18 protein-coding genes are annotated in these 21,655 nt (G+C 45.9%); 7 read left to right on the forward strand and 11 right to left on the reverse strand.

The genetic code is table 11. The features are described 5' to 3' along the window. Positions 1–110 precede the first annotated feature (110 nt). The 3 genes from MKY87_RS07265 to sigK all read right to left on the reverse strand — a co-directional run bounded on the left by MKY87_RS07265 (position 111) and on the right by sigK (position 3,204). Positions 111–1,472, reverse strand: coding sequence for an amino acid permease (locus tag MKY87_RS07265; protein ID WP_340963560.1), 1,362 nt, complete (start codon positions 1,470–1,472; stop codon positions 111–113). Positions 1,473–1,900: 428 nt separating this feature from the next. After that, positions 1,901–2,146, reverse strand: coding sequence for a hypothetical protein (locus MKY87_RS07270; protein ID WP_340963562.1), 246 nt, complete (start codon positions 2,144–2,146; stop codon positions 1,901–1,903). 359 nt (positions 2,147–2,505) lie between these two features. Continuing rightward, positions 2,506–3,204, reverse strand: a complete 699-nt coding sequence (gene sigK / locus MKY87_RS07275; protein WP_090915017.1) for an RNA polymerase sporulation sigma factor SigK — start codon at positions 3,202–3,204, stop codon at positions 2,506–2,508. Between the two features lie 325 nt (positions 3,205–3,529). Between sigK and MKY87_RS07280 the strand changes: the two genes are divergently transcribed. Further along, positions 3,530–3,880 carry a hypothetical protein gene (locus tag MKY87_RS07280; protein ID WP_338588072.1) on the forward strand — a complete coding sequence of 117 codons (351 nt, stop codon included), beginning with the start codon at positions 3,530–3,532 and terminating at the stop codon, positions 3,878–3,880. 295 nt (positions 3,881–4,175) lie between these two features. Here the strand turns inward: MKY87_RS07280 and MKY87_RS07285 are convergent, their stop codons facing one another. The 4 genes from MKY87_RS07285 to MKY87_RS07300 all read right to left on the reverse strand — a co-directional run bounded on the left by MKY87_RS07285 (position 4,176) and on the right by MKY87_RS07300 (position 8,135). Next, positions 4,176–4,358 carry a hypothetical protein gene (locus tag MKY87_RS07285; RefSeq protein WP_249912092.1) on the reverse strand — a complete coding sequence of 61 codons (183 nt, stop codon included), beginning with the start codon at positions 4,356–4,358 and terminating at the stop codon, positions 4,176–4,178. A 224-nt stretch (positions 4,359–4,582) separates the two neighbouring features. After that, a complete protein-coding gene (locus MKY87_RS07290; RefSeq protein ID WP_340963566.1) occupies positions 4,583–5,530 on the reverse strand; it encodes an alpha/beta hydrolase in 948 nt (315 codons plus the stop codon). Between the two features lie 404 nt (positions 5,531–5,934). After that, positions 5,935–7,182 carry an MFS transporter gene (locus MKY87_RS07295; protein WP_340963567.1) on the reverse strand — a complete coding sequence of 416 codons (1,248 nt, stop codon included), beginning with the start codon at positions 7,180–7,182 and terminating at the stop codon, positions 5,935–5,937. A gap of 26 nt (positions 7,183–7,208) precedes the next feature. Beyond that, positions 7,209–8,135, reverse strand: a complete 927-nt coding sequence (locus MKY87_RS07300) for an ADP-ribosylglycohydrolase family protein (protein ID WP_340963569.1) — start codon at positions 8,133–8,135, stop codon at positions 7,209–7,211. A 505-nt stretch (positions 8,136–8,640) separates the two neighbouring features. On the opposite strand from MKY87_RS07300, the gene MKY87_RS07305 reads away from it, so the two are divergent. Beyond that, a complete protein-coding gene (locus tag MKY87_RS07305) occupies positions 8,641–9,309 on the forward strand; it encodes an HAD family hydrolase (RefSeq protein ID WP_340963572.1) in 669 nt (222 codons plus the stop codon). A gap of 48 nt (positions 9,310–9,357) precedes the next feature. Next, positions 9,358–10,530 carry a mannitol-1-phosphate 5-dehydrogenase gene (locus MKY87_RS07310; RefSeq protein WP_340963574.1) on the forward strand — a complete coding sequence of 391 codons (1,173 nt, stop codon included), beginning with the start codon at positions 9,358–9,360 and terminating at the stop codon, positions 10,528–10,530. Between the two features lie 254 nt (positions 10,531–10,784). Here MKY87_RS07310 and MKY87_RS07315 read toward each other — a convergent pair whose 3' ends face one another. The 3 genes from MKY87_RS07315 to MKY87_RS07325 form a co-directional block, all read right to left on the reverse strand. Then, positions 10,785–11,675, reverse strand: a complete 891-nt coding sequence (locus MKY87_RS07315) for a hypothetical protein (protein WP_340963577.1) — start codon at positions 11,673–11,675, stop codon at positions 10,785–10,787. A gap of 142 nt (positions 11,676–11,817) precedes the next feature. Next, positions 11,818–12,471, reverse strand: coding sequence for a YkyA family protein (locus tag MKY87_RS07320; protein WP_338588078.1), 654 nt, complete (start codon positions 12,469–12,471; stop codon positions 11,818–11,820). A gap of 37 nt (positions 12,472–12,508) precedes the next feature. Continuing rightward, positions 12,509–13,210 (reverse strand): polysaccharide deacetylase family protein, encoded by a 702-nt coding sequence (locus MKY87_RS07325; protein WP_338588079.1) that lies wholly within the window; start codon positions 13,208–13,210, stop codon positions 12,509–12,511. Positions 13,211–13,639: 429 nt separating this feature from the next. Between MKY87_RS07325 and MKY87_RS07330 the strand changes: the two genes are divergently transcribed. The 3 genes from MKY87_RS07330 (at position 13,640) to MKY87_RS07340 (ending at position 15,634) form a co-directional block, all read left to right on the forward strand. Then, positions 13,640–14,584 (forward strand): DMT family transporter, encoded by a 945-nt coding sequence (locus MKY87_RS07330; protein ID WP_340963580.1) that lies wholly within the window; start codon positions 13,640–13,642, stop codon positions 14,582–14,584. A gap of 63 nt (positions 14,585–14,647) precedes the next feature. Continuing rightward, positions 14,648–15,487, forward strand: a complete 840-nt coding sequence (locus tag MKY87_RS07335; RefSeq protein WP_340963583.1) for a sulfurtransferase — start codon at positions 14,648–14,650, stop codon at positions 15,485–15,487. A 24-nt stretch (positions 15,488–15,511) separates the two neighbouring features. Further along, positions 15,512–15,634: a hypothetical protein gene (locus MKY87_RS07340; RefSeq protein ID WP_340913834.1), complete on the forward strand. Its 123-nt coding sequence runs from the start codon at positions 15,512–15,514 to the stop codon at positions 15,632–15,634. Positions 15,635–15,889: 255 nt separating this feature from the next. Here MKY87_RS07340 and MKY87_RS07345 read toward each other — a convergent pair whose 3' ends face one another. Then, entirely contained in the window at positions 15,890–16,015 is a 126-nt protein-coding gene (locus tag MKY87_RS07345; RefSeq protein WP_340963585.1) for a hypothetical protein, read from the reverse strand. Between the two features lie 436 nt (positions 16,016–16,451). Between MKY87_RS07345 and MKY87_RS07350 the strand changes: the two genes are divergently transcribed. Next, entirely contained in the window at positions 16,452–21,425 is a 4,974-nt protein-coding gene (locus tag MKY87_RS07350) for a discoidin domain-containing protein (RefSeq protein WP_340963588.1), read from the forward strand. Positions 21,426–21,655 lie beyond the last annotated feature (230 nt).

Below are 21,655 nucleotides of genomic sequence, written 5' to 3' on the forward strand. Positions count from 1 at the left end.
TACCATGTTAAAACCTCCTTCCTGCCTTTCATTAAGGCTGCAAGAATATAAAAAATATAAATACCCGCCCAATCTAATTGGACGGGTCTACTTATTAACAAAGCTAAGTTCTACTGTCTGTTACTGCTCAAGTTTCTCTTTTTGAGAAGGTAGATCCCCGCAACCAGGATAAACCACACCGGCGTGACAAATAACGCCACTCGCGTGTCCTCAGCCAAAGCCAATACTACCAGCACAAATGCCAGAAAAGCTAAGATCAAAACGTTCGAGAACGGATAAAGTGGCAGTTTGAAGCGGCTGCGACTCGCCAGTTCGGGCTGAGTACGACGATATCTGAGATGACAGATCACCATGATGCCCCAGACAAAGATAAAACACACGGTAGACACGCTCGTGATCAGCGTAAATACGCCTTCTGGCATGATATAATTCAGAACAATTGCGATTAAAATAACAATCGTGGAGAAAAACAACGCGTTGGAAGGAACCTTCCTGTTATTCAGTCGTGCAAACGACTCGGGTGCGTTGCGATCCTTTGCCATGGAGAACACCATACGACTTGTACTGAAAATGGCACTGTTACACGCTGACGCTGCGGACGTTAGCACCACAAAGTTCACAATTCCAGCGGCGGCCGCAATACCCACAGCGGCAAACACTTGTACAAACGGACTTTCAGTAGGCACAATGGCGTTCCACGGGTAAATACTCATAATAATCAGCAGTGCGCCAACATAGAAGAGCAGTACCCGGATCGGAATCTGGTTAATTGCTCTCGGAATAACCTTCTCCGGGTTCTCCGTTTCCCCTGCTGTGAGTCCCACCAGTTCCATGCCTACGAAGGCGAACACCACCATCTGGAACGATATGATGAACCCATGCAGTCCATTCGGGAACCATCCCCCATGACTCCACAGATTGGTGAAACTCGCTGGACCCTGATCCGTTGTAAAACCTTTGAAAATCATATATAAACCAACAACAATGAGTGCCAGAATAGCCACGACTTTAATCAGGGCAAACCAGAATTCCATCTCCCCAAACAACTTGACCGTTGCCAAGTTCATGATCAGCAAAATGACTAACGCAATTAACCCTGGCATCCACTGAGGTACATTTGGAAACCAAAACTGTGTATACAATCCAACGGCCGTAATATCAGCCATGGCAATGGAGATCCAGCAGAACCAATAGGTCCAGCCTGTAATAAATGCCGCCATATTTCCCAGGTAATCACGCACAAAATCGACAAAGGAATGATACTGCAAGTTACTTAACAGCAGCTCCCCCAATGCACGCATGATCAGGAACAACACCACACCCGTAATGATGTAGGCCAGCAAGATGGATGGCCCTGTCAGTTGGATCGTTTTGCCTGCTCCGAGAAACAGACCTGTACCGATCGCACCACCTATCGCCATCAACTGCACATGCCTGTTCTTTAATCCCCTTGTTAACGTTTCTTGCTGCATGATCAACCACCACTCTCTTTCTGCAAATACTCTCTACGATGCAAAATATTATTACTCATCATATAATAATCTGCCCAGAATACATATCCCTCATTTATATATTTTTTTTGCACAGCAAAGAGGATGTGCCATAAGTCATGGATATGACGGGAGACATCCTCTTTATTGTGTTATTTTGTTTTAATGAACCTGACACACGCTATTCGCTCCCATTTCCCCAGATCTGAGATCCAACGAATCACAGAGACGCTATTTCGTCGATTCACTGGATTTTTTAGGTTTGGAAGTCCATTTATGATGAAATAGCGCTACTGAGGTTCGTTAATTCTTGTAACCGTTGATAATCTGCCTTTTAAGGTGCGGTAGGTTCGTTAGCGCTTGGGCGAGGCGGAATCCCTTTTGAGACTCCCTGATTATGTACACATTTATCATACATATCTAATGAAATATATTAAAATATAAACCAAGCTTAGAGCGGCAACGACTAAAAAGGCAATGGCTAATGAACGTTCGGTTTTCCAAACTCGAATAGCATTAGCAACACTAATCATCAATAGCGCAATCAAGTTAATATTACCCGAGTTTGATTGGAACATGTTAAAAACGATCATCATAAATCCTACGATCCAGATTAACAAAAACCACAGTGGAGTTTTCCGAAAAAGCTGCTTCATTATGATTTACTCCTTTTATATTAAATTGATCTGTGTATAAGATATTCTTCAACAGGAATGAAAATTCCTTTATTTAGGTTATAATCCCAAATAATTAATACTATTCAGAGCCAATTTTAAGCATCTTCACAGTAAAAAGGGCTCCCGATAAAGGCGCCCTCTAATCTGTTCAGCTATTCCGCTTGCCTTATTCAATCTGTTCTGAGGATATCAATTAGTGTAATTTCATTTCCCTCTTTGTCCGTACCAACTTCAGAACGCGCAGTGTATCAAATTTTCGATCTTAATGCATCTCCCTACAAATGCGGAAGGTTCAGAAAGCACCATCTTTTTAACGAAAAGTGCTATCTATCCAGCAACTATTTTTGCTTATAAAACTCATGATACAGCTTCATTAACGCTCGTTTCTCAATCCGTGATACATATGAGCGTGAAATGCCCAGTTCCTTCGCAATTTCGCGTTGAGTTCGTTCCTCCCCGCCTGCTTCCAGACCAAATCGACCGATTACAACTTCCTTCTCCCGGTCATCCAGGATATCTAGATTGCGATAAATTTTGCTTTTTTCAATCTTAAGCTGTACCCGATCTACAACATCATCAGCTTCTGTGCCAAGGATATCGATTAATGTAATTTCATTGCCTTCTTTATCCGTACCAATAGGGTCATGCAAAGATACGTCTTTTCGTGTTTTCTTCAGGGAACGCAGATGCATCAAAATTTCGTTTTCAATACATCTCGCGGCAAATGTGGCAAGCTTTGTGCCTTTGCCTTGTTGAAAACTTTCGATCGCTTTGATCAAACCAATGGTTCCGATGGAAATCAGGTCTTCCTGATCTTCACCCGTATTGTCGAACTTTTTGACGATATGCGCGACGAGGCGCAGATTGTGTTCAATGAGCAGATTGCGAGAGTGAGCATTGCCTTCAGCCATAAGGCGCAAATGTTTGGCTTCATCATCCTCAGCCAGTGGCTGGGGGAACGCATTATTTTTGACATACGAGACGAGTAACGTTAACTCTTTAATGAATAGAGCAATTGCGGTAAACAATCCGGGCACAGATGACACCTCCTGCAGTTTTACAACGATCTGGCCTGAGCACATGTGGGAACAGGGTCGATCTATTGTATGTAGGCAGAGGCCCAGAAGTGCATGTACGGGGAAATAGGTACGGGCTATACAGCTTTTAAAAATATTATTTTATGTAAATGGAGTGGGTAGCATATCCAACCTTTTAATATTGTCATTCTCCTTTCTTAATGAATTATCAATTTTATTAAGATACGATAAAAGAAATTTATTCCATTAAAGTTGTAAACATGCTAACATAATAAAGCGCTACTTTTCGACTAGCAAAATAGTACATAAGACTCAGGAGGTTGTTATGGGAACCGTATCACAACAGAAAGCGAAAAAGGAAATCAAGAAAGTAGACAGACTTGGCAGAGCAGTAGTATCCTTTATATTTAGCTTTATTGGATTAGCCTCCCTAGCTTTATTCCATATGGCAATGGAAGCAAATAAAAGCTACAATGCAAATGGAAACGGAATAATGATCACAATTGCATTGGTTTTATTAATTAACGCAACTAGTTTTTTTCTTGGCATGAGTGCTAGACGCTCAACATCGGGAAGAGGGTTGGCTATTGCGGCAATTACTATAAGCGCAATCCCACTGACTCTTATGCTTCTATTAATAATAGCTACATTACTTGCGATGCTTTTAATGAACTAAGCCCTCACTGGGCTTATATTTATTTCATCAGTACTATTGTCAAGTGGCTAGATCCCAGTACACCATTATAAGTGGTGTTAGATTCCTTAAGTCACATCTGATTATACTTCTTTTGGGTTTATACTTTTATCTACTCTTTTGGTTACATAAATAAGACTTGTTGTTTTCGCGAATAAATTTATTTTTCATCTCTATCCCCCTTCACTCTAAATGTCTATTTTAAAGAAAACTAAAAAAAAGCGACACCCTAGGGCCAAATCACACTAAATAAATTTTCAAAGATCTCGCGAAGATTTCACAGACTCACAGAAACTATGGAGCCAACCCGCTGAAGCAGAAGAAATTCTTTTTCCACACTTTCGATAAAATACTTCTTTTCACCAAATAGGACAACATCATTCTGGGCTAATGAAACATCACTTTTAAAATAGATCACATTGTCCGTTTCACGGAACGCACCTTTGTAATAAAACATCATATCCCTCTCCTTCATAACACTACCTATGTAATCAATTAAACCATTACTTACACTCTCATTAACCCCTTCCTCAAAAATAAAAATACCTCATATGTTCCATTCCGATCACTTGATTCATAACAAAAACCCCAGCTCTGTACAAAACAGAACTGAGGCCTTTACTCACCCTATGAGAATCCCCGTAAATATTCGTGAGCCCCTAAATCCCTAGGAATACCGGTTAATTACTTGAAGATTCGTTGTGAGAACTGATACAAACCGCTGTTCCAGACAGATGGTTCATGTCCACCTACATCCAGATACCAGGTATGCGGAATGTTCATGCTGCTCAAGCCGTTTTTGAAATTCTGGCTGACCCATAACAGACCATCACTTGATCCACAGGAGATCCAGAGCAATTTGAGTTGGCTGGCAACTTGTCCCGGGTTGGAAACCAGCTGCGATACAGATTGCGTATTCGGTGCAGCCGAGAAGGCCCCTACCCAGGCGAAGGTATTCAGATTTTTCAAACCAAAGTTAAGCGACTGCCCACCACCCATGGACAGACCGGCCAACGCACGACTATTCTTGTCTTTGTACACCGGATAATTGGCCTCGATATGAGGAATCAAATCCTTCAACAGGTCTTGCTCGAATCGTTCAAACGCAGCCACTTTGTCCGGAGCAAAAATGTCACCAACTGGACGATCGTCCTTCATGGCACGGCCATTCGGCATGACAACAATCATATCTGACAGCTTACCTTCAGAATACAGGTTGTCCAGAATGTTCTTCGGTTTCATGGCGTTTACCCACTCATGCTCATCTCCACCGATACCGTGCAAGAGATACAGGACGTTATACTTTTTATTCTGTGAATATCCTGGCGGTGTATACACCGTCGCTTTCCGTGTATTGCCTACCGTTGTGGAATAATAGGAGATCAGATTGGTATTGCCGTGCGGAATATTGTTTCGATACGCATCATAACCCGGCGGTGCAGGCACAACCGGAGTGTTAGCCAGCGCATTTTGCCCCGAGTTATCCATGGTCCCGGTCGCTCCCTGATCGATCACCGCCTGAATGGGGGTTGTAGCTGGAGTTTCCTGCATATCGGCTGCAGACGCCATCGTTGGTACAAGGAGTGCTGCTGTGATGGAGAGACTCAGAATCTTGGACAGACGTTTTTTCATCAATATCAATCTCCTTTGGAATATGATTTTCAACCGTGTACAAACCTCATAACAGGTCTTTCAGATATACACAAAACCTCAATTGAAAGCCCTTACATTTTAAAGTAAAGTTCCTCCTTTCCACGCATGAATACGGACCGCCATGCTTCGCCTTTCCCAATATGGAAGCAAAGATCCACGATCCATAATTTACAATGAATTCCAATTACAACTTTATTATATCACCTCCCAAGACTTGTACATCATCAAAAAACTTAAATAACTATATCTTATACTTTAAAAAGTATACTTCTGCACACCACCATACCCTCTATTCGCTTCCTCCACTTCAGATCTCATCATGAAATAAAAAAGCCTCAACTCTCCGCGTTCAACGGAAGAATTGAGGCGAACCGATTCCATTTTCAGCTTGCCGACGCTGCTTCTGCAACCTGGGCAACCTCTGGCCAATGATGTTTACGCTCCATGAACAGACTGAAGAGCAGTCCTAGCAAACCCAATCCGGCAATAACTGCTGCATACAAAGGTACGGATATAAGACCCGTGTGGGTAATTACATACCCGCCCAGATAGGCACCGCCTGCATTCCCCAGGTTAAATGCGGAGTGACTTGATGTTGTCGCGAGCAGTGGCGCTTCGCGGGTCATATTCATGATTCGAATCTGCAACCCCGGCATAATGCCAAAAGCCGCAACGCCCCACAAGAATATAGTGATTACAGCAAGATAAGGGTTCTCCAGGGTAAGCGTAAGTGCAGCCAGAAGCACCGCCAGTATCCCAAAATTGACGATTAGGGAAGGCATCAGCTTCCAGTCCGCCAGACGGCCGCCAACCATGTTCCCCAAGGTAACGCCGAAGCCAAAGAGCACCAGAATCCAGGTCACATTCTGTTCGGCAAAACCACTAATGTCCACAAGCATCGGCGTGATGTAAGTGAACACGGCGAATAAACTTCCACATCCCATCGCTCCAACAAGCAGAACCAATAATACTTGGGGACGAACCAAATTTCGAAATTGCTGTCCGAGATTTGCTGGTGCTCCTTGCGGGAGCACGGGAATAAAACGAATGATGCCAATCAACGAAATGATGCCCAAGATCGTAATCGCCCCGAAAGATGAACGCCATCCAAGCTGTTGCCCGATAAACGTACCAAACGGAACACCAATAATATTCGCAATTGTAAGCCCTGCAAGAACAACGGATACTGCTCCTGCCCTTCTCTCGGGTGCAACAAGCCGCGTTGCCATGATTGAACCTACACCGAGGAACGTACCATGGGCAAATGCCGTTAATATCCGTGCCGAGATTAACAACCCGTATGTGGGAGCAATGACAGACAATGCGTTACCGATAATGAAAATGCACATAAGCAGCACCAGCAGTTTCTTCTGTGGAATCTTGTGTGTAAATACGGTTAATATCGGGGCACCTACCGCTACACCCAGCGCATATCCCGTAATGAGTTGTCCTGCCTGTGGAATGCTTACATTCAAATCTGTTGCTACATTGGGCAGCAGGCCCATAATAATAAATTCAGTCATACCAATCGCAAAAGCTCCAATAGTCAAGCATAACAGGGACAATGGAAACGCCCCTCGTTTACCTGACTGTGAAACCTGTGGTTGTATTGTGTGTCCAGTCGTGCTCATAGATGTTCTCTTCTCCTATCTCTTAATCAACGATGTTCTGTCGCCTTCAACCACAAGGCATCTGTTAGTTGTTCGAACGTTTCACGCATAGCCAGCTTGTCCCGCCAGTGTGCCGGAATACCACTCAGTCCATAATAAGCACCTGCAATCTGCCCATACACCGCACCTGTAGTATCCGCATCATCACCCAGATTCACAGCTAACAATGCGCCTTCTTCAAAACTTGCCGACTTATGGAACGCCCATAGCGCTGCCTCAAGTGAACGAATCACATAGCCACTGCCCTTAATTTCGGGCGGTTCTTTCCTCTGATAGGAGCCCCTAACAACCTCTTCAATAGCGGGTGAAAAAGAAACCTCTTCCCTCCACTGTCTGCATGTCTCCGGCATCAGCATGACGTTTTTGTCCGCTCCCCGCAGACCGGCAACAATTATGGCGGCCAGCACTTCACATGCTTCCACGCTTTCCGTTGCAGCATGTGTTGTCCGAGAGCTCAGTCCAGCATAGTGGACCGCCTCGTTTGGTTGATTAGCGTAAGCCATCACGACAGGTGCAAGCCTCATAATAGAGCCATTGCCTGCCGTCATCGGGTCAGTTGATCCGCTGTAGGCTTCCCCAGTTACCTCAAACCTCTCCAAGGCACTTCGGGTGGCCCCGCCGATATCGAAGCAATCGCCTGTACTGCTCATATACCCGACCTTGTACCAATTGGTGTATCTGCGCATCTGATCCGCAGGATCAAAGTCTGCCTTACGTACCAAACTTTCTGCCAGACATAGAGCCATGGATGTATCATCTGTCCACTGCCCTGCCTCCAGCCCGAATACGCCGCCACCCACGATATCCGTTACGGGTTCAAACGTGCCCGGGCTGCTGAATTCCACGGTAGTTCCGAGCGCATCACCCGCTGCAAGTCCGATGAAGCAGCCATTGAAACGGTCTTTTTGCAGCATCCTTATCTTCCTCCCTTACTCCATATACTTTCAGAATCTTTCTTCCATTCTCCCACAGGGCCTGATCCGGCGTAAAGCTAATAAAATCCAATCAATTAAGCTCCATTTCTTCTATTATAAAAGTGTCGAAAGCTGTTGAACGGCCAGATTATCAAATTTTCATAAAAAAAGTTTTATTTTTTTGAGCTGTAAAAACAGTTTATTCAGTACACCGCTTACATGCAAAAGGGTTAACGGTTTGCAACGTTCATCATTTTCTGAAAACAAATCACACATGTGAAAATTTTCAATGTAAACAATCATGACGCGCTTGACCCCTAGATTTGTCCTATGTTACGGTTTTATTAGCTTCAAACGCATATTTTTTCCCAAATTAATATTCATTTTCGATTTACTGCGTCAACTAACTTCCCGCAGGTTAATGAATATACGGAAATGAATTTGCAGAAAATTTTCATTCGTTTTTTTATTCCCAAACTAATTCTGAAACAGGAGGAACAAATTTATGATTAAGGCACTGGTATTTGATTTCGACGGGACGATTATTGATACAGAGACAGCATGGTATATTGCTTTTCGTGATGCTTACAAGGAACATGGCGTGGATCTAACCCTGGAGATGTATTCACAATGCATCGGGACCAGTCTGAAAACATTTAATCCGTATGAGTACCTCATCACAGATTTGAATCTTCCGATCGATCGGGAAGCGTTCAGGGAATCCGTTCAGTTGCAGCACGCTGCATTGATGAACAAAGAGAAGGTTCGTCCTGGTATTCAGGAATATCTTGAACAAGCACGTGAAGCCGGACTGAAACTCGCTGTAGCATCAAGCTCCAAACGGGATTGGGTTGAACAGCATCTGGAACAACTGAAACTGAAAGATTATTTCGAAGTTATTTGTACCGCAGATGATGTTGCCAATGTGAAGCCTGACCCGGAACTCTACAATCAAGCGCTTGAAGCCCTTGGAGTAACTGCAGACGAAGCCGTAGCGATTGAGGATTCACCTAACGGCGCGCGTGCAGCTGCTGCGGCTGGTATGCACTGCGTAGTCATCTCGAATACCATCACAGGAACACTGGAATTCGATATGCCTCACCAACGGCTGTCTTGCTTGACTGACCTCGCATTTAACGATTTGATTTCGAAGCCACTCGTCACTACCGTCTAAAGGTCTGCACGAATTTCGCGATTTAATCCTTAAAGGGGGAGTTCACACATGAAAGCTGTACATTTTGGTGCGGGCAATATAGGCCGCGGTTTTATCGGTCATATGTTGTCCGCTTCCGACTACGAAGTCTGCTTTGTCGCACGTAACCCGAAGAAAATCTCCATGCTTCAAGAGAGACAGGAATATCCGATTACACTTGCCAACAGCGAACAGGATACAACGATTGTCAACAACGTGACGGCTATCAATGTGAGTGAGCAGAATCTGGTTGCTGAAGAGATCGCTTCAGCCGATGTGATCACAACCGCCGTCGGTGTATCTGCACTCGGAGATATCGCAGAGCCTATTGCCAAAGGCATTCAACTTCGCATGAAAAACAATATTCAGGCTCCACTGCATATTATCGCTTGCGAGAATGCTATCGGTGGTAGCACCCGGCTGAAGAAACGCATCTATCCATTTCTGGATGAACAAACTCGCAAAAAAGCCGAACGTTATGTTTCTTTCCCCAATGCAGCTGTGGACCGGATTGTTCCGGCTCAAAACCACAAAGACCCGCTGCAGGTCACTGTTGAACCTTTTTACGAATGGGTCGTTCATCGTCCAGCACTTCTGGATGGTTTTAAGAAAATAGATGGCGTCCACTATGTGGATTCGCTTGAACCTTATATTGAGCGTAAAATGTTTACTGTAAATACAGGCCACTGTGTCGCCGCATACTTCGGCTATCTCGAAGGATTCAAGACGATTAGACAGGTCATGAGTAATTCCACCCTTCGGGCCAAGGTACGCCATGTTATGGAAGAAACGGGTCAGATGCTCATCCAGAAGCATGGATTCAACGCACAGAAGCATAACAAATATATCGACACCATACTGGAACGCTTCGCCAATCCCAACCTGACGGATCAGGTCATCCGGGTTGGACGTTCCCCCCTTCGCAAGCTTTCGCCTCATGATCGGCTTGTTCGCCCAGCGCTGCAGGCCAGTGAATTCGGAATTGAAATTCCTCATTTAACTTCTGCTATGGCGGCCGCAATGCTGTTTAATGACAAACGCGACGAAGAAGCCATGAAGCTACAACACATGATTCGCGAAGATGGCGTCTCCGCCTTTATCCGTGAACGCATGGGAATTCCCGACGAACATCCCGTTCATCAGAATGTAATCGCCCGCTATCAGGAACTCAGAGGGCGTAAGGAATCGACTATACTAACCTGATTATGCCTATCAGTCCTATCAAGGTTATTGGTTCGATCCCGCAAACTGAATAAAACACGGCGAAGAAGCCGGGAGGAACCTATGCATGGCACTGTTCCTTCCGGCTCTTTGTCTTTACATGGCACGGTACATCCTATCTATATTGTAGTAACGTTAATAAAACAGCGCATCTCCTCTCTCAAGGAAACACGCTGTTTAGGGAATCTTTTTAATTTACTACATCGTTTGGCTCAGCCTTGAGGCTCATCCCTTTTCTACTCATTCATAATGGAATTGAGGGATGCATATGCCATGGGCAGGAAACCTTCCGAAGGTTCACCAATAGGTGCTTGGATGTGGAAAATGAAACCATTGCCGTCCAGTTCTTTCACGATAAAATACTCTGTTTTCTTATCATTCTGGGACATCATGTACAGTTGCGCATCCTTCATCGGGCCGTTGCTGAGTTGTTCAGCCGTTAACTGCTTCACTTCTCCGGTCTCGGACAACTCTTCCTTGGCATCCATCTTCAGCGCATCCAGATTGTAATTCGCCGGCAGCTTCTCAATCTCTACCTCATAATCCGGATAAATCTTCATTGTTAATTCATGGTCTTCGGCGTCAAAAGCCATCGGTTCAAACACATAAAGTGAATAACCTTTCGCTTGTGCCAATGTCACTGGACGTTTCTCGGTCATTCCTTCTACCGTCACTTCCAGCTCTGATGTCTTCGGACGATCGGACGTTACTGTACCGCCTGCATTGGAACCGTTATTGTCATCACTCGATTCCATCTTTGCAATCTCTGTAAGTACCAACTGTTTCGTTGTTGCATCAATCGTTTTCTCTACATATTTGAAACGAACGGAATCTTCGTCATCGATATCATCCAGAGACTTCTGCAGATCTTCGCTCACCTGGAATGACATCGGCTTCTCATTCACTCGAATCTCAACGGTATGCGGATCAGCCCATCCAGTCAGAATACCTTCTGCTTCTATTGCAGCACTTTCATTCGGTTGTTGCTCCGGTGCTGGTGACTGTTCTTCCGTATTATTCACTGGTGGCTGTGCAGCAGGATTACTGTTCCCACAGGCCACAAGCGAGAATCCCATAAGTAAAACCAGGAGTGATGCACTGACTTTCATTGTATTTCCTTTTCGCATATGAACACCTCCGTTAGCTTATACGCAATGATGCTTGTCCATGTTGCTTCTCATCCATTGGCTTGGCTGTATACTAGTACTTACACGGGAGACAGGCAGCTCAATCATGCAAAATGTCTGAACAGGTGCTGAGTTTCTCGACTTAGCTAGCCTGATCCATCTGTACCAGTTTCGCATTAGCTCCGTTAAATGCTTTGGTCTGAAGGTTAAATTGCTTTCGGAATTCAGCAAGCTTCGCATATTCGCTATTCCGTACCCGAATGGCTCGTTTAAGCTTAACCAGATTAGGTTCTGCACTTTCTCTCATCAGATCATACAACTGCTCATCGGCACTCAGACTCAACTGATACGAAGCAACAAAATTTTCCAATGCACGTGCTCTTGCTTCATATTGATCCAGCACCTTTTCAGCCTGTGCCAACGTTTCTTCTTTTTCGAATGATAGTTCTTTCAATGAACTGCGCAGGGCCACCGTCTTCTCGTTGGTCAGTTTCATGGCCTCTTCCGCCTGCTTCAACAACGTTCTTCGTTCATGAATATGACCTGCTGCCTGATCCAATAGTGCTTCGAGATCACTATTTTTGTTCTTGCCTTTGTCCAAAATAGACTTGTATAACTTCATATCTTCCTGCTCATGACTGGCCAGCGTCTTCAAACTCTGATCGATCTCCTGACCGCTGAGCACCAATTGGTTTACCTGATTTGCCGCAGGCTCCTGCGGATCTCCACAACCACTCGCCAGCAGAATTAGCAATACACTAACTGCCGCTAGCGCCACTTTTTTACTCGTTAGCACCCAAGTCCTTCCTCTCTTGCATCATCTTGTTGTTATATTACAAGCGGCTATCTCCGCTAAAATTGGCTACCCAGTGTGCATCCGGATCGTATACTTCGAACTCGTAACCTCGATCTTCGAGCAGCTTCAGAATGCGTGGTAAAGCCTGCACCGTCTGCTCTCGCTCATGCATCAGAATCACTTCCTTATCCCGATGTACACTTTTGCTCACGCGGGCCACAATTTTGTCCGGCTGACCGGGAAGATTCCAATCCAGTGAATCTGTCGTCCAGTCCCACATTTTGAACCCGGCCGCTGCAATGTCACCTCTGAACTTTTCACCGATCTGTGGACTGCTGCCATAAGGTGCACGAATAAGATGAGGTGTAAAACCAATCAAGTCTTGCACCATCTTCTGCTCTTTCTTGAACTCTTTCACAAAGTTCGCAGAGCTGCCGCTCTTATACAGCTTTTTATAGTTATGCGTTATGCTGTGAAGTCCAGGGTAACTGCCTTCTTTCAACAGCCGCTTCACTGCCTCTGGATGCTGGTTCAACTGACGTCCGATCATGAAAAAGGTAGCCTTCGCCTCATGCTGCTTCAAAATATCCAGCAGTTGTTCCGTATATTCAGTTGGGCCATCATCAAACGTTATGTATGCCAATTTGCGAACCTGACCCTGGAACCGTACCGGCTCCTCCTTCGCATCCGGAGTAACTTGTATCATGCCGAGCTTGGCGGGCTGTTCGATTACAGTCATTGGAGGCGGCGCCACAACGCTTTTGATCCAATGCGTCATGCCAAGGAATATATATGTTATACCGGTAACGAACAGTACCAGGAGCATTAGAGCTATGCTAATCCTTCCATACCGGATTTTTCTTCGTTTATGTGTTTTCGTGCGACTTGTGCTAGGCGGAATACTTCCACGTTCTCCCGCTCTCTCTTGTTGGACTCTCACTTTCATGCCACTTCCTTACTTTCATTTTTTCCCGATTATTGGTAGATTATCTCGTTTCATGTCTCTATATAGAAGATTAATAGAAAAATGGATCGGGAGAATGACAGAATAGTTACAAGGCCGGTTACAATCTACTTATCTATTCGTTCTCTTTATCTTTCCTGCGGTTACCTTCTCCTGTATAATGAAGTGATTTACGCTATCAGACTTCAAGAAGGAGCTACACCCATGACAAGCTTGAACCGTGCCGGCAGATCCATCTATCTGTTATTTTTTGTCGGCATTATCGCCATTTCTTTTTCTTCGATCTTTGTACGTTGGTCTACCGCAGATGTTGCGGTCATTGCCATGTACCGTCTATTTTTGACCAATCTGCTAATGCTCCCGTTTGTCTGGAAATACAGACACGAGATGATGCGTCTGAGCTTACGCCAATGGGGCTTGCTGCTTGCATCCGGTGTGATGCTGGCCCTTCATTTCCTGCTCTGGATGGGTTCGCTGCGGCTCACCAGTGTTGCCAGTTCCACAGTTATTCTCGCACTGGAGCCTATACTGATTCTTGCCGGTTCGGTATGGCTGTTCAAAGCCAAAATTAACCGCATGATGATCATCGGCATGGGCATCGCCCTGTTTGGATCAATTGTCATTGGCGCAGGAGATTTCCAGTTGGCAGGTACTGCCCTGCAAGGTGATATACTGTCTTTGCTTGGCACAATTGCAGTCGCTGTCCATATGCTGCTGGGTCAATTTTTGCGAGCGGGACTTAGTGCATTCTCGTATAACTTCTGGGTGTTCTTCGTGGCTGCTTGCACGCTGGCGGTATATAATCTGATCATGGGCCACCCGTTCGGAGGTTACGCTGCGTCAGAGTGGGGAATCTTCCTGCTGCTCGCCATTGTGCCAACGATCTTTGGACATTATCTCTTCAACTGGCTGCTTCAATATATGAATGCCACGACGGTATCCATGGGCGTACTTGGGGAACCCGTATTCTCTTCCTTACTGGCCTGGATGCTGCTCGGCGAGTCCCTCAGTGCATTACAGATGTCTGCCGGGGTCGTCATCATATTCGGGGTATGGATCTTCATTCGATATGGTAAAACCAAACCTCAACCCATTCCTGCTGACGCTCCTATCGCTGGCAAAGGACCTGTTGAACCTACAGTGGTGTAACGTATTTTTTCGTAATGCATAGTTATAAACGACTCTACCACTCTCATAAGGCGGTGTATTTTAATGAAAAATATTGTATCCATGCGGTGGCTGCTCGCCAGAATGTATGAACCGGATGTGGTCATTGCAGATTGCCGATTCTTGCTCGGTCAGCCGGAGGCTGGAAGACAAGCCTATGAAGCTGGACATATTCCAGGCGCTGTCTATCTCGATTTGGAAAAAGATCTATCCTCTCCTGTCTCTGCGCACGGAGGACGTCACCCGCTTCCTGATCCGGCTGTGCTCGCAAGTCGTCTCTCCAAAGCTGGCATCGGCTCCAATAGTCGTATTGTTGCTTATGACGATCAAGGCGGGATGAATGCATCTCGTCTTTGGTGGCTGCTGCGCTACATCGGTCATGAACAGGTGTATATCCTGGACGAAGGTTTCTCCGCTTGGAAAAACGCCAAATTCCCTGTGACCACGGACGTACCGGTTCAGATCCCGTCATCTTTTGAGGTGAATGTGCAGCCAGCCATGCTGGCAAGTGTTGAAGATGTTCAACAAGCCTCGGCAAGTGGCAGCTCCGTGTTAATCGACTCTCGCGATGCTCGCCGCTATGCGGGTCTGGAGGAGCCGATTGATGCCAAGGCCGGACATATTCCGGGTGCGGTGAATTATTTTTGGAAAGATGTGTTGGATTGGGATGGACGTTGGACAGGTACTGAGGTGTTAGAAGAACGTTTCAGCAAGCTAGACAAGGATGGTGCGATTATCGTGTACTGCGGCTCCGGCGTCTCGGCTTGCCCGAACGTGATTGCACTGGAAGAAGCGGGATATACGAATGTGAAGCTGTATTCCGGGAGCTGGAGCGACTGGATTAGTTATGAGGAGAATCCGGTGGCGACGGGGGAAGAAGACTAATTTTTATTCAATATACGGAGCTACTTGAATCGTCGAGCCTTGTTTGGCTTGCTGAGGAATATCGCTTTATACTTCAATATCGCCACATTTGCTCTGGCTGCACTCGTACTGCAATTTAATCTTCAGCAAAAGGTACCAAGATATTAATATCTTTTGTAGTTATGTTAGTTGCAATTTGAGGAAGAAGTGAAGCACCTGTCTGATTTCCGCGAGCTGGCTGAATTGACTTCGGCTTTTCCAGCCCATTTTCATAACGGGCTGGAGAAGCCAGATATACGAAATTAAAGCTGTATATCATTAGCTAGATGACTTTTGACTCCCAACATTATTAAGTATGAAGCTCCTTCAGATCGGCTTTTTACATGTCCACTTGTAATTAAATCATCGATAATATTCATAACATCATCTGAAATAGGAACTGAAACGACATTTTTTTTGTATAAGACCTTCAAGCATAGTTTCATCAATTGGAACTCCCATTTGCATTTTACGTTCAAGCTTTTCTTCCGTAGCTTTTTGAATATCCATTTTTTCACACTCCCTCACATCGACATTACATTATTACACGTAATTTATAAAGTCATTAGGTCGCGTTTCTCCCCCAAAAATCGAGTGAAGTTCTTCGCAAGTTGATTCCTGTGATGTTTGTTCCTATAACACGAAAAGAAAACATTTTATTGCTATCGGACCGTAATCCCAATTCAGCATTTCATAGTTGCACACCACACTTACCTCATGTAGGACATATGTCTCCTTTTCTACGAAAACGTTTAAAAAATCTTTATAATCCACACAAAATGTTCGATATACAACAAATGAACATCCGCATATCCCATGTATGCATCCTGAAATCTACCTCAGAAATGTGGCACGGGAGAACAGAACAATACATATAACAGGTGGTTAGGAAACAGAGAAAGTTCTGTCTGGTTGAAAGGCAGGAACTAACAAAGGAGAAGAAGATATGAATGGACGAACGAGTCACAAACGAAACACACGCAGCATCTGCGTGAACTTGCTGTTATCCATGCTATTGTTGGTCAGCAGCTTGCCGCTATGGCCTAGCAAGGCAGCAAACGCTGCTGCAGAAGGGTCATATCTCTTATCCCTGAACAGACCGGTGTATAGCTCCTCATCCCTTGGTGGGAATACAGCCGATCATGCCGTGGATGGCAACAAAAATACCCGATGGGAAAGTGTGTGGCAACAGGACCCTCAGTGGATCTATGTTGATCTGGGTGCAGATGCCTCCATCTCCAACATCTCGATTGAGTGGGAAAATGCCTATGCTTCCGCCTTCGACCTTGAAGTGTCGGATGACGAAGTCAACTGGAAGCAAGTGTACTCCACAACGAAGGGGCAAGGCGGTCTGACAGAAGTGGAGGTTTCCGTCAATGCACGATATGTACGTTTGTTCAGTCATGAACGGGCGCAGCAAGCCTATGGTATTTCTCTGTACGCGTTCGATGTGTATGGAACGGGTGGAGAAAACCCACCTCCAAAACCAACTGCCGCAAACCTCGCCCTTGGTAAATCGGTTATAGCGTCGTCGGAAGAGATTGACGAACCTAGCCGCTCCGCCGAAGACAAGGCCAAAATGGAGAAGCGCGATTATGAAGCGCGCAATGTGACGGACGGTGATCCAGGTACACGCTGGTCTTCCATATACAAGGATCAGGAATGGATTGTTGTGGACCTTGGTCAACGTCAGGCAATCGGAGAAATTTCTCTACAATGGGAAAATGCGTTTGGACGTGCTTATGACATTCAGGTATCCGACGACGCAAAGCAATGGACTACGCTGTATCGGGAGTTACACAGCAATGGAGGACGGGATGACATTCCTGTATATTCAGAAGCCAGATATGTCAAACTTGCAGGTCTTGGCCGAGGTACAACCAACGGTTATTCACTCTATGTCTTTGATGTATATGAGTATATTCAAGGAGATGAAAAACCGGTCTACACCATTCCGTCTATCCCAGAGATGAGCTCGGTACAAGTCGGAGCTGGCAGTTATGCCATTAATGACATCACGATGCTGCAACCGAAAAACCCAAAAAATCGCACAGCTGACATCACCGCCCCGATTCCATCCAATGACTGGTGGCAATCGATTCTCGTTTCGGATTTAGGAGATGGAAACAGCCTGGTCACGCTCCCATTCAAAAATCGATACACCAAACAGGGGCTTCATATTTTGAATCCTGGTGCTGGATACGTTTCTGCTGATGGCAACTCGATGGATGCAGACGGTGAAGCAGACCTCATCCTGACAACAAGCGATATGAACCCAGCCAAGGTCAATACCAAGATCGCAGGATACGGGGATTACTCCGCTAACATCATCATGAGTGATGATGACACGGCAAAGGTCAATACAACCTTTGTAAAAGGCTCCCCTTTCCTGTACAACACGTTTGAGAACCCGGACACCATCCTGATTCGTTCACCGAACATTACACGTCTCTTTGATGATCAAAACCGTGAGATTGTGTTGCAGGATGGGGAATCATGGACAGGAGATCATATCGGTGTAGAAGTCACCAATCAGGACAGAGCACCTTCGCCGCAAACTTTTACAAGAAACTATGGTCTTTATGCACCTGAAGGAACCACATTTATAAAGCTGGGCAATACACTTAAGATTAAGCTGGGATCAAGCGAAAATTATTTGTCGCTCGCTACCCTGCCATCTGCATCAGAATTAGCATACTATTACCAACACGCCTATGCTTTTGTAACGGATACGAAGGTCGATTACGACTATAACGAGAGCACTTCACAAGTTACAACGACCTTTAACTCCGTTACACAAACGAAGCGTGCCAACTTTTCCGCCGACACATTAATGGCTTTGTTCCCGCACCAGTGGAAACTTGCAACAACTCCACTCACGGAGCTCGCTTATCCTTCTATTCGTGGAATGATGAAAGTGAGCGAAGGCAACAGCTTTACGACACAAGATCGTTTCTACGGCATTATTCCGCAATTTGTGGAGCCGGATGATCCGACATACTCACGCGCGCAATTGATCAGTTATCTGGATCAGCTTGATGCAGATACGTCAGGCAATTTAATGAGTGAAGATCCCTACTGGCAGGGGAAAAAGCTTCATCCGCTTGCGCTAGGTGTGCTCATTAGCGATCAGCTTGGAGATCAGGAACGTCGGGACCACTACCTGTCCCTGTTAAGAAGCATTTTGACCGACTGGTACACCTATTCACCGGATGAACGTCTGCACTCCTATTATTTCTATTACTCGGAGCAATGGGGAACGATCTTCCCTTATGGAAGCGGGTTCGGGGTCAATACCGGACTGACGGATCATCATTTTACGTATGGCTATTACGTCTTTGCATCTGCGGTGCTGGCTATGTATGATCCAACTTTTGTACAGGATTATGGCGATATGGTTGAACTGCTGATCCGGGATTATGCCAATCCTTCACACACAGACGATCAATTCCCATGGATGCGTAATTTTGATCCTTATTCTGGTCATTCCTGGGCGGGCGGTTATGCCGACAATCGCAGCGGAAACAATCAGGAAGCTGCAGGCGAAGCTCTGTTCAGTTGGGTCGGACAATATATGTGGGGCGAAGTAACGGGGAACAAAGCCTATCGCGATGCGGGCATCTGGGGCTTCGTCACCGAGGAAAAAGCGGCTGAGCAATATTGGTTCAACTACGATGGGGACAACTGGCTGGAAGGATACAAACACGCTACCGTAGGGCATGTATACGGCAGTGCTTACCTGTATGGCACGTACTTCTCCAACGAGGCCGAGCATATTTATGGCATTCACTGGTTGCCGCCCGCAGAGTGGATGACCTATTATGGTCGTGATCCGAAGAATACCGCGGCACTATACAACGGTCTGATCAAGGATCTTGGTGGTCAGCAGGAGCAAACATGGCAGCACATCATCTGGCCATTCCAATCCATCGGGGACCCGGAGACTGCTCTTGCAAAGTGGGATACAAAAGAGATGCAGCAAAACGAAGTCTTTAACGCCTACTGGTTCATGCATAGCATGGCATCCACAGGAACACGTACCATGGATATTTGGGCAGATTCTCCCACAGCAACCGTATACGAAAAGGACGGTGTCTACACGGCGCAAATCTGGAATCCGTCAGATACCGCCAAAACGGTTCGTTTTTATAATGCAAGCGGAGCTTTGGGTTCAGCTACCGTCTATGCGAAAGCTCAAGTGAAAGTCAATCCATTGGAGCATACAGTAGTCAAGCAGCCAGATGCTTCACAAGGCGTCACCTATCTGGATCGCAGTGAATGGACGATTACCGCCTCTTCCAGTTCGGAAGCAGTCGAACGCATGATTGACGGAGATTTGACTACCCGCTGGTCATCTGGACAAACGCAACAGCCTGGAGACTGGCTCCATATTGATCTGGGCAACGAGCAGATGATGGACACACTTTTCATGAACTCCGGCAACAGCGGAGGTGATTATGCCCACGGGTATGAAGTTTACGTTTCGAAGGACGATGAAAACTGGAGCAAGCCAATTGCACAGGGAACAGGCTCTTCTCCAAGCCTGTCCGTCGATTTGGGAATGCAGACCGCACGTTATATCAAAATTGTATTGACTGCTCCCGCAGACAGTTGGTGGTCCATCTCGGAACTCAAGCTCGCCCGATTTGGAAAATTGGCTCAGACCCCTGAGTATCCAAATCCAGCTCCGTTGTCCGATCGCTCAAACTGGATCGTGACCGCTTCCTCCACGCAAGGAACGGATGTCACGGCTCACATGCTGGATGGAAATAAAGACACATTATGGACGAACGGGCGAAAGCAAACGAGCGGACAGTGGATTACGATTGATCTTGGGGAAACGAGTGCTTTTGACGCAGTAGAGCTGGACCCAGGGAACGCGAAGGATGACTATCCGCGGCAATATCGCATTTTCGTTTCCGATGACGGGCAAAACTGGGGAACCTCTATTGCTGGAGGCGAAGGCGTGTCAGAACGTCTCTCCATCACCTTCCCTGAGCAGCAGGCTCGTTATGTGAAGATCATGCAGATGGGTGAATCCGATCAATGGTGGTCGGTCTCCGAGCTATTTGTTAATCACTATGGAACAGGAAAACAAAAACGTCTGCTTTCAGATGCATGGTCCGTCACAGCGTCTTCCGATGAGGAAGCTGCAACGGCGATACTGGATGGCTCGAACCAAACACGCTGGACTTCCGGTCAGGCACAAACAGGCGGTGAGTGGCTTCAGCTGGATCTGGGCAATTCAGAGACAGTGAACCGGATTGTACTGGATAGTGCGCACAACAGTGAGGATTATGCTCGCGGTTATGAAGTATACACCTCTCTGGATGGCATGGATTGGGGTAAAGCTGTGGCTACGGGTGAAGGAAAAAATGCCTTGCTCTTCATTGCATTCCCTGCTCATGAGGCCCGCTATATCAAAATCGTTCAGACCGGAACGGATTCTCATTGGTGGTCTGTAGCTGAAATCACAGTTTATACTGCCGATCAGACACCATGGGCACCCGGGGAACAGGATGATCTGCTGCCTACCGAACTGGATCGGACATCTTGGACAGCTACAGCCTCCACGTCTGAAGACGTTGGTGCACTGCTGGATGATGATCTGAACTCACGCTGGACCTCTGCATCCGGACAACAAGCAGACCAGTGGATTCAGATCGATCTGGGAAGCATCCAGAATTTCAGCCGATTAACTATGGACTCAGGCAGCAGTACCAATGACTATGCCCGCAGTTTTACAATCGTCACTTCAACGGATGGCGAGCATTGGAATCCGGTTTCAGAAGCTGTGGGAACAGATTCTTTAATCTCAGCGACATTCACCAACCAGAAGGCACGATATGTCAAAATTGCTTTGACTACGGACAATGCTGAGTGGTGGTGGTCTATTGCTGAATTGAAGCTGTACCATTGATACGCTGAATAAAAAAACCATCAATTTTACGCAGCATTAAAAAATCATTAATCTAAGGAATTAAATATCGTTCATCCAGCCACCTCTCTCCCTCAATTTTGCGGGACAGGGGTGGTTTTTTGGTAATCACCCGCTTCTAAATGTAATAAGCAGTCCGCCTAAGCAACTTTAGAGACCAGCATATGCTTCTTTGCGCTGTTCCCGAGATCAAAATATTGGGAAATTGAGGA

It is taken from the genome of Paenibacillus sp. FSL R7-0198, assembly GCF_038000415.1.
GTDB lineage: Bacteria > Bacillota > Bacilli > Paenibacillales > Paenibacillaceae > Paenibacillus.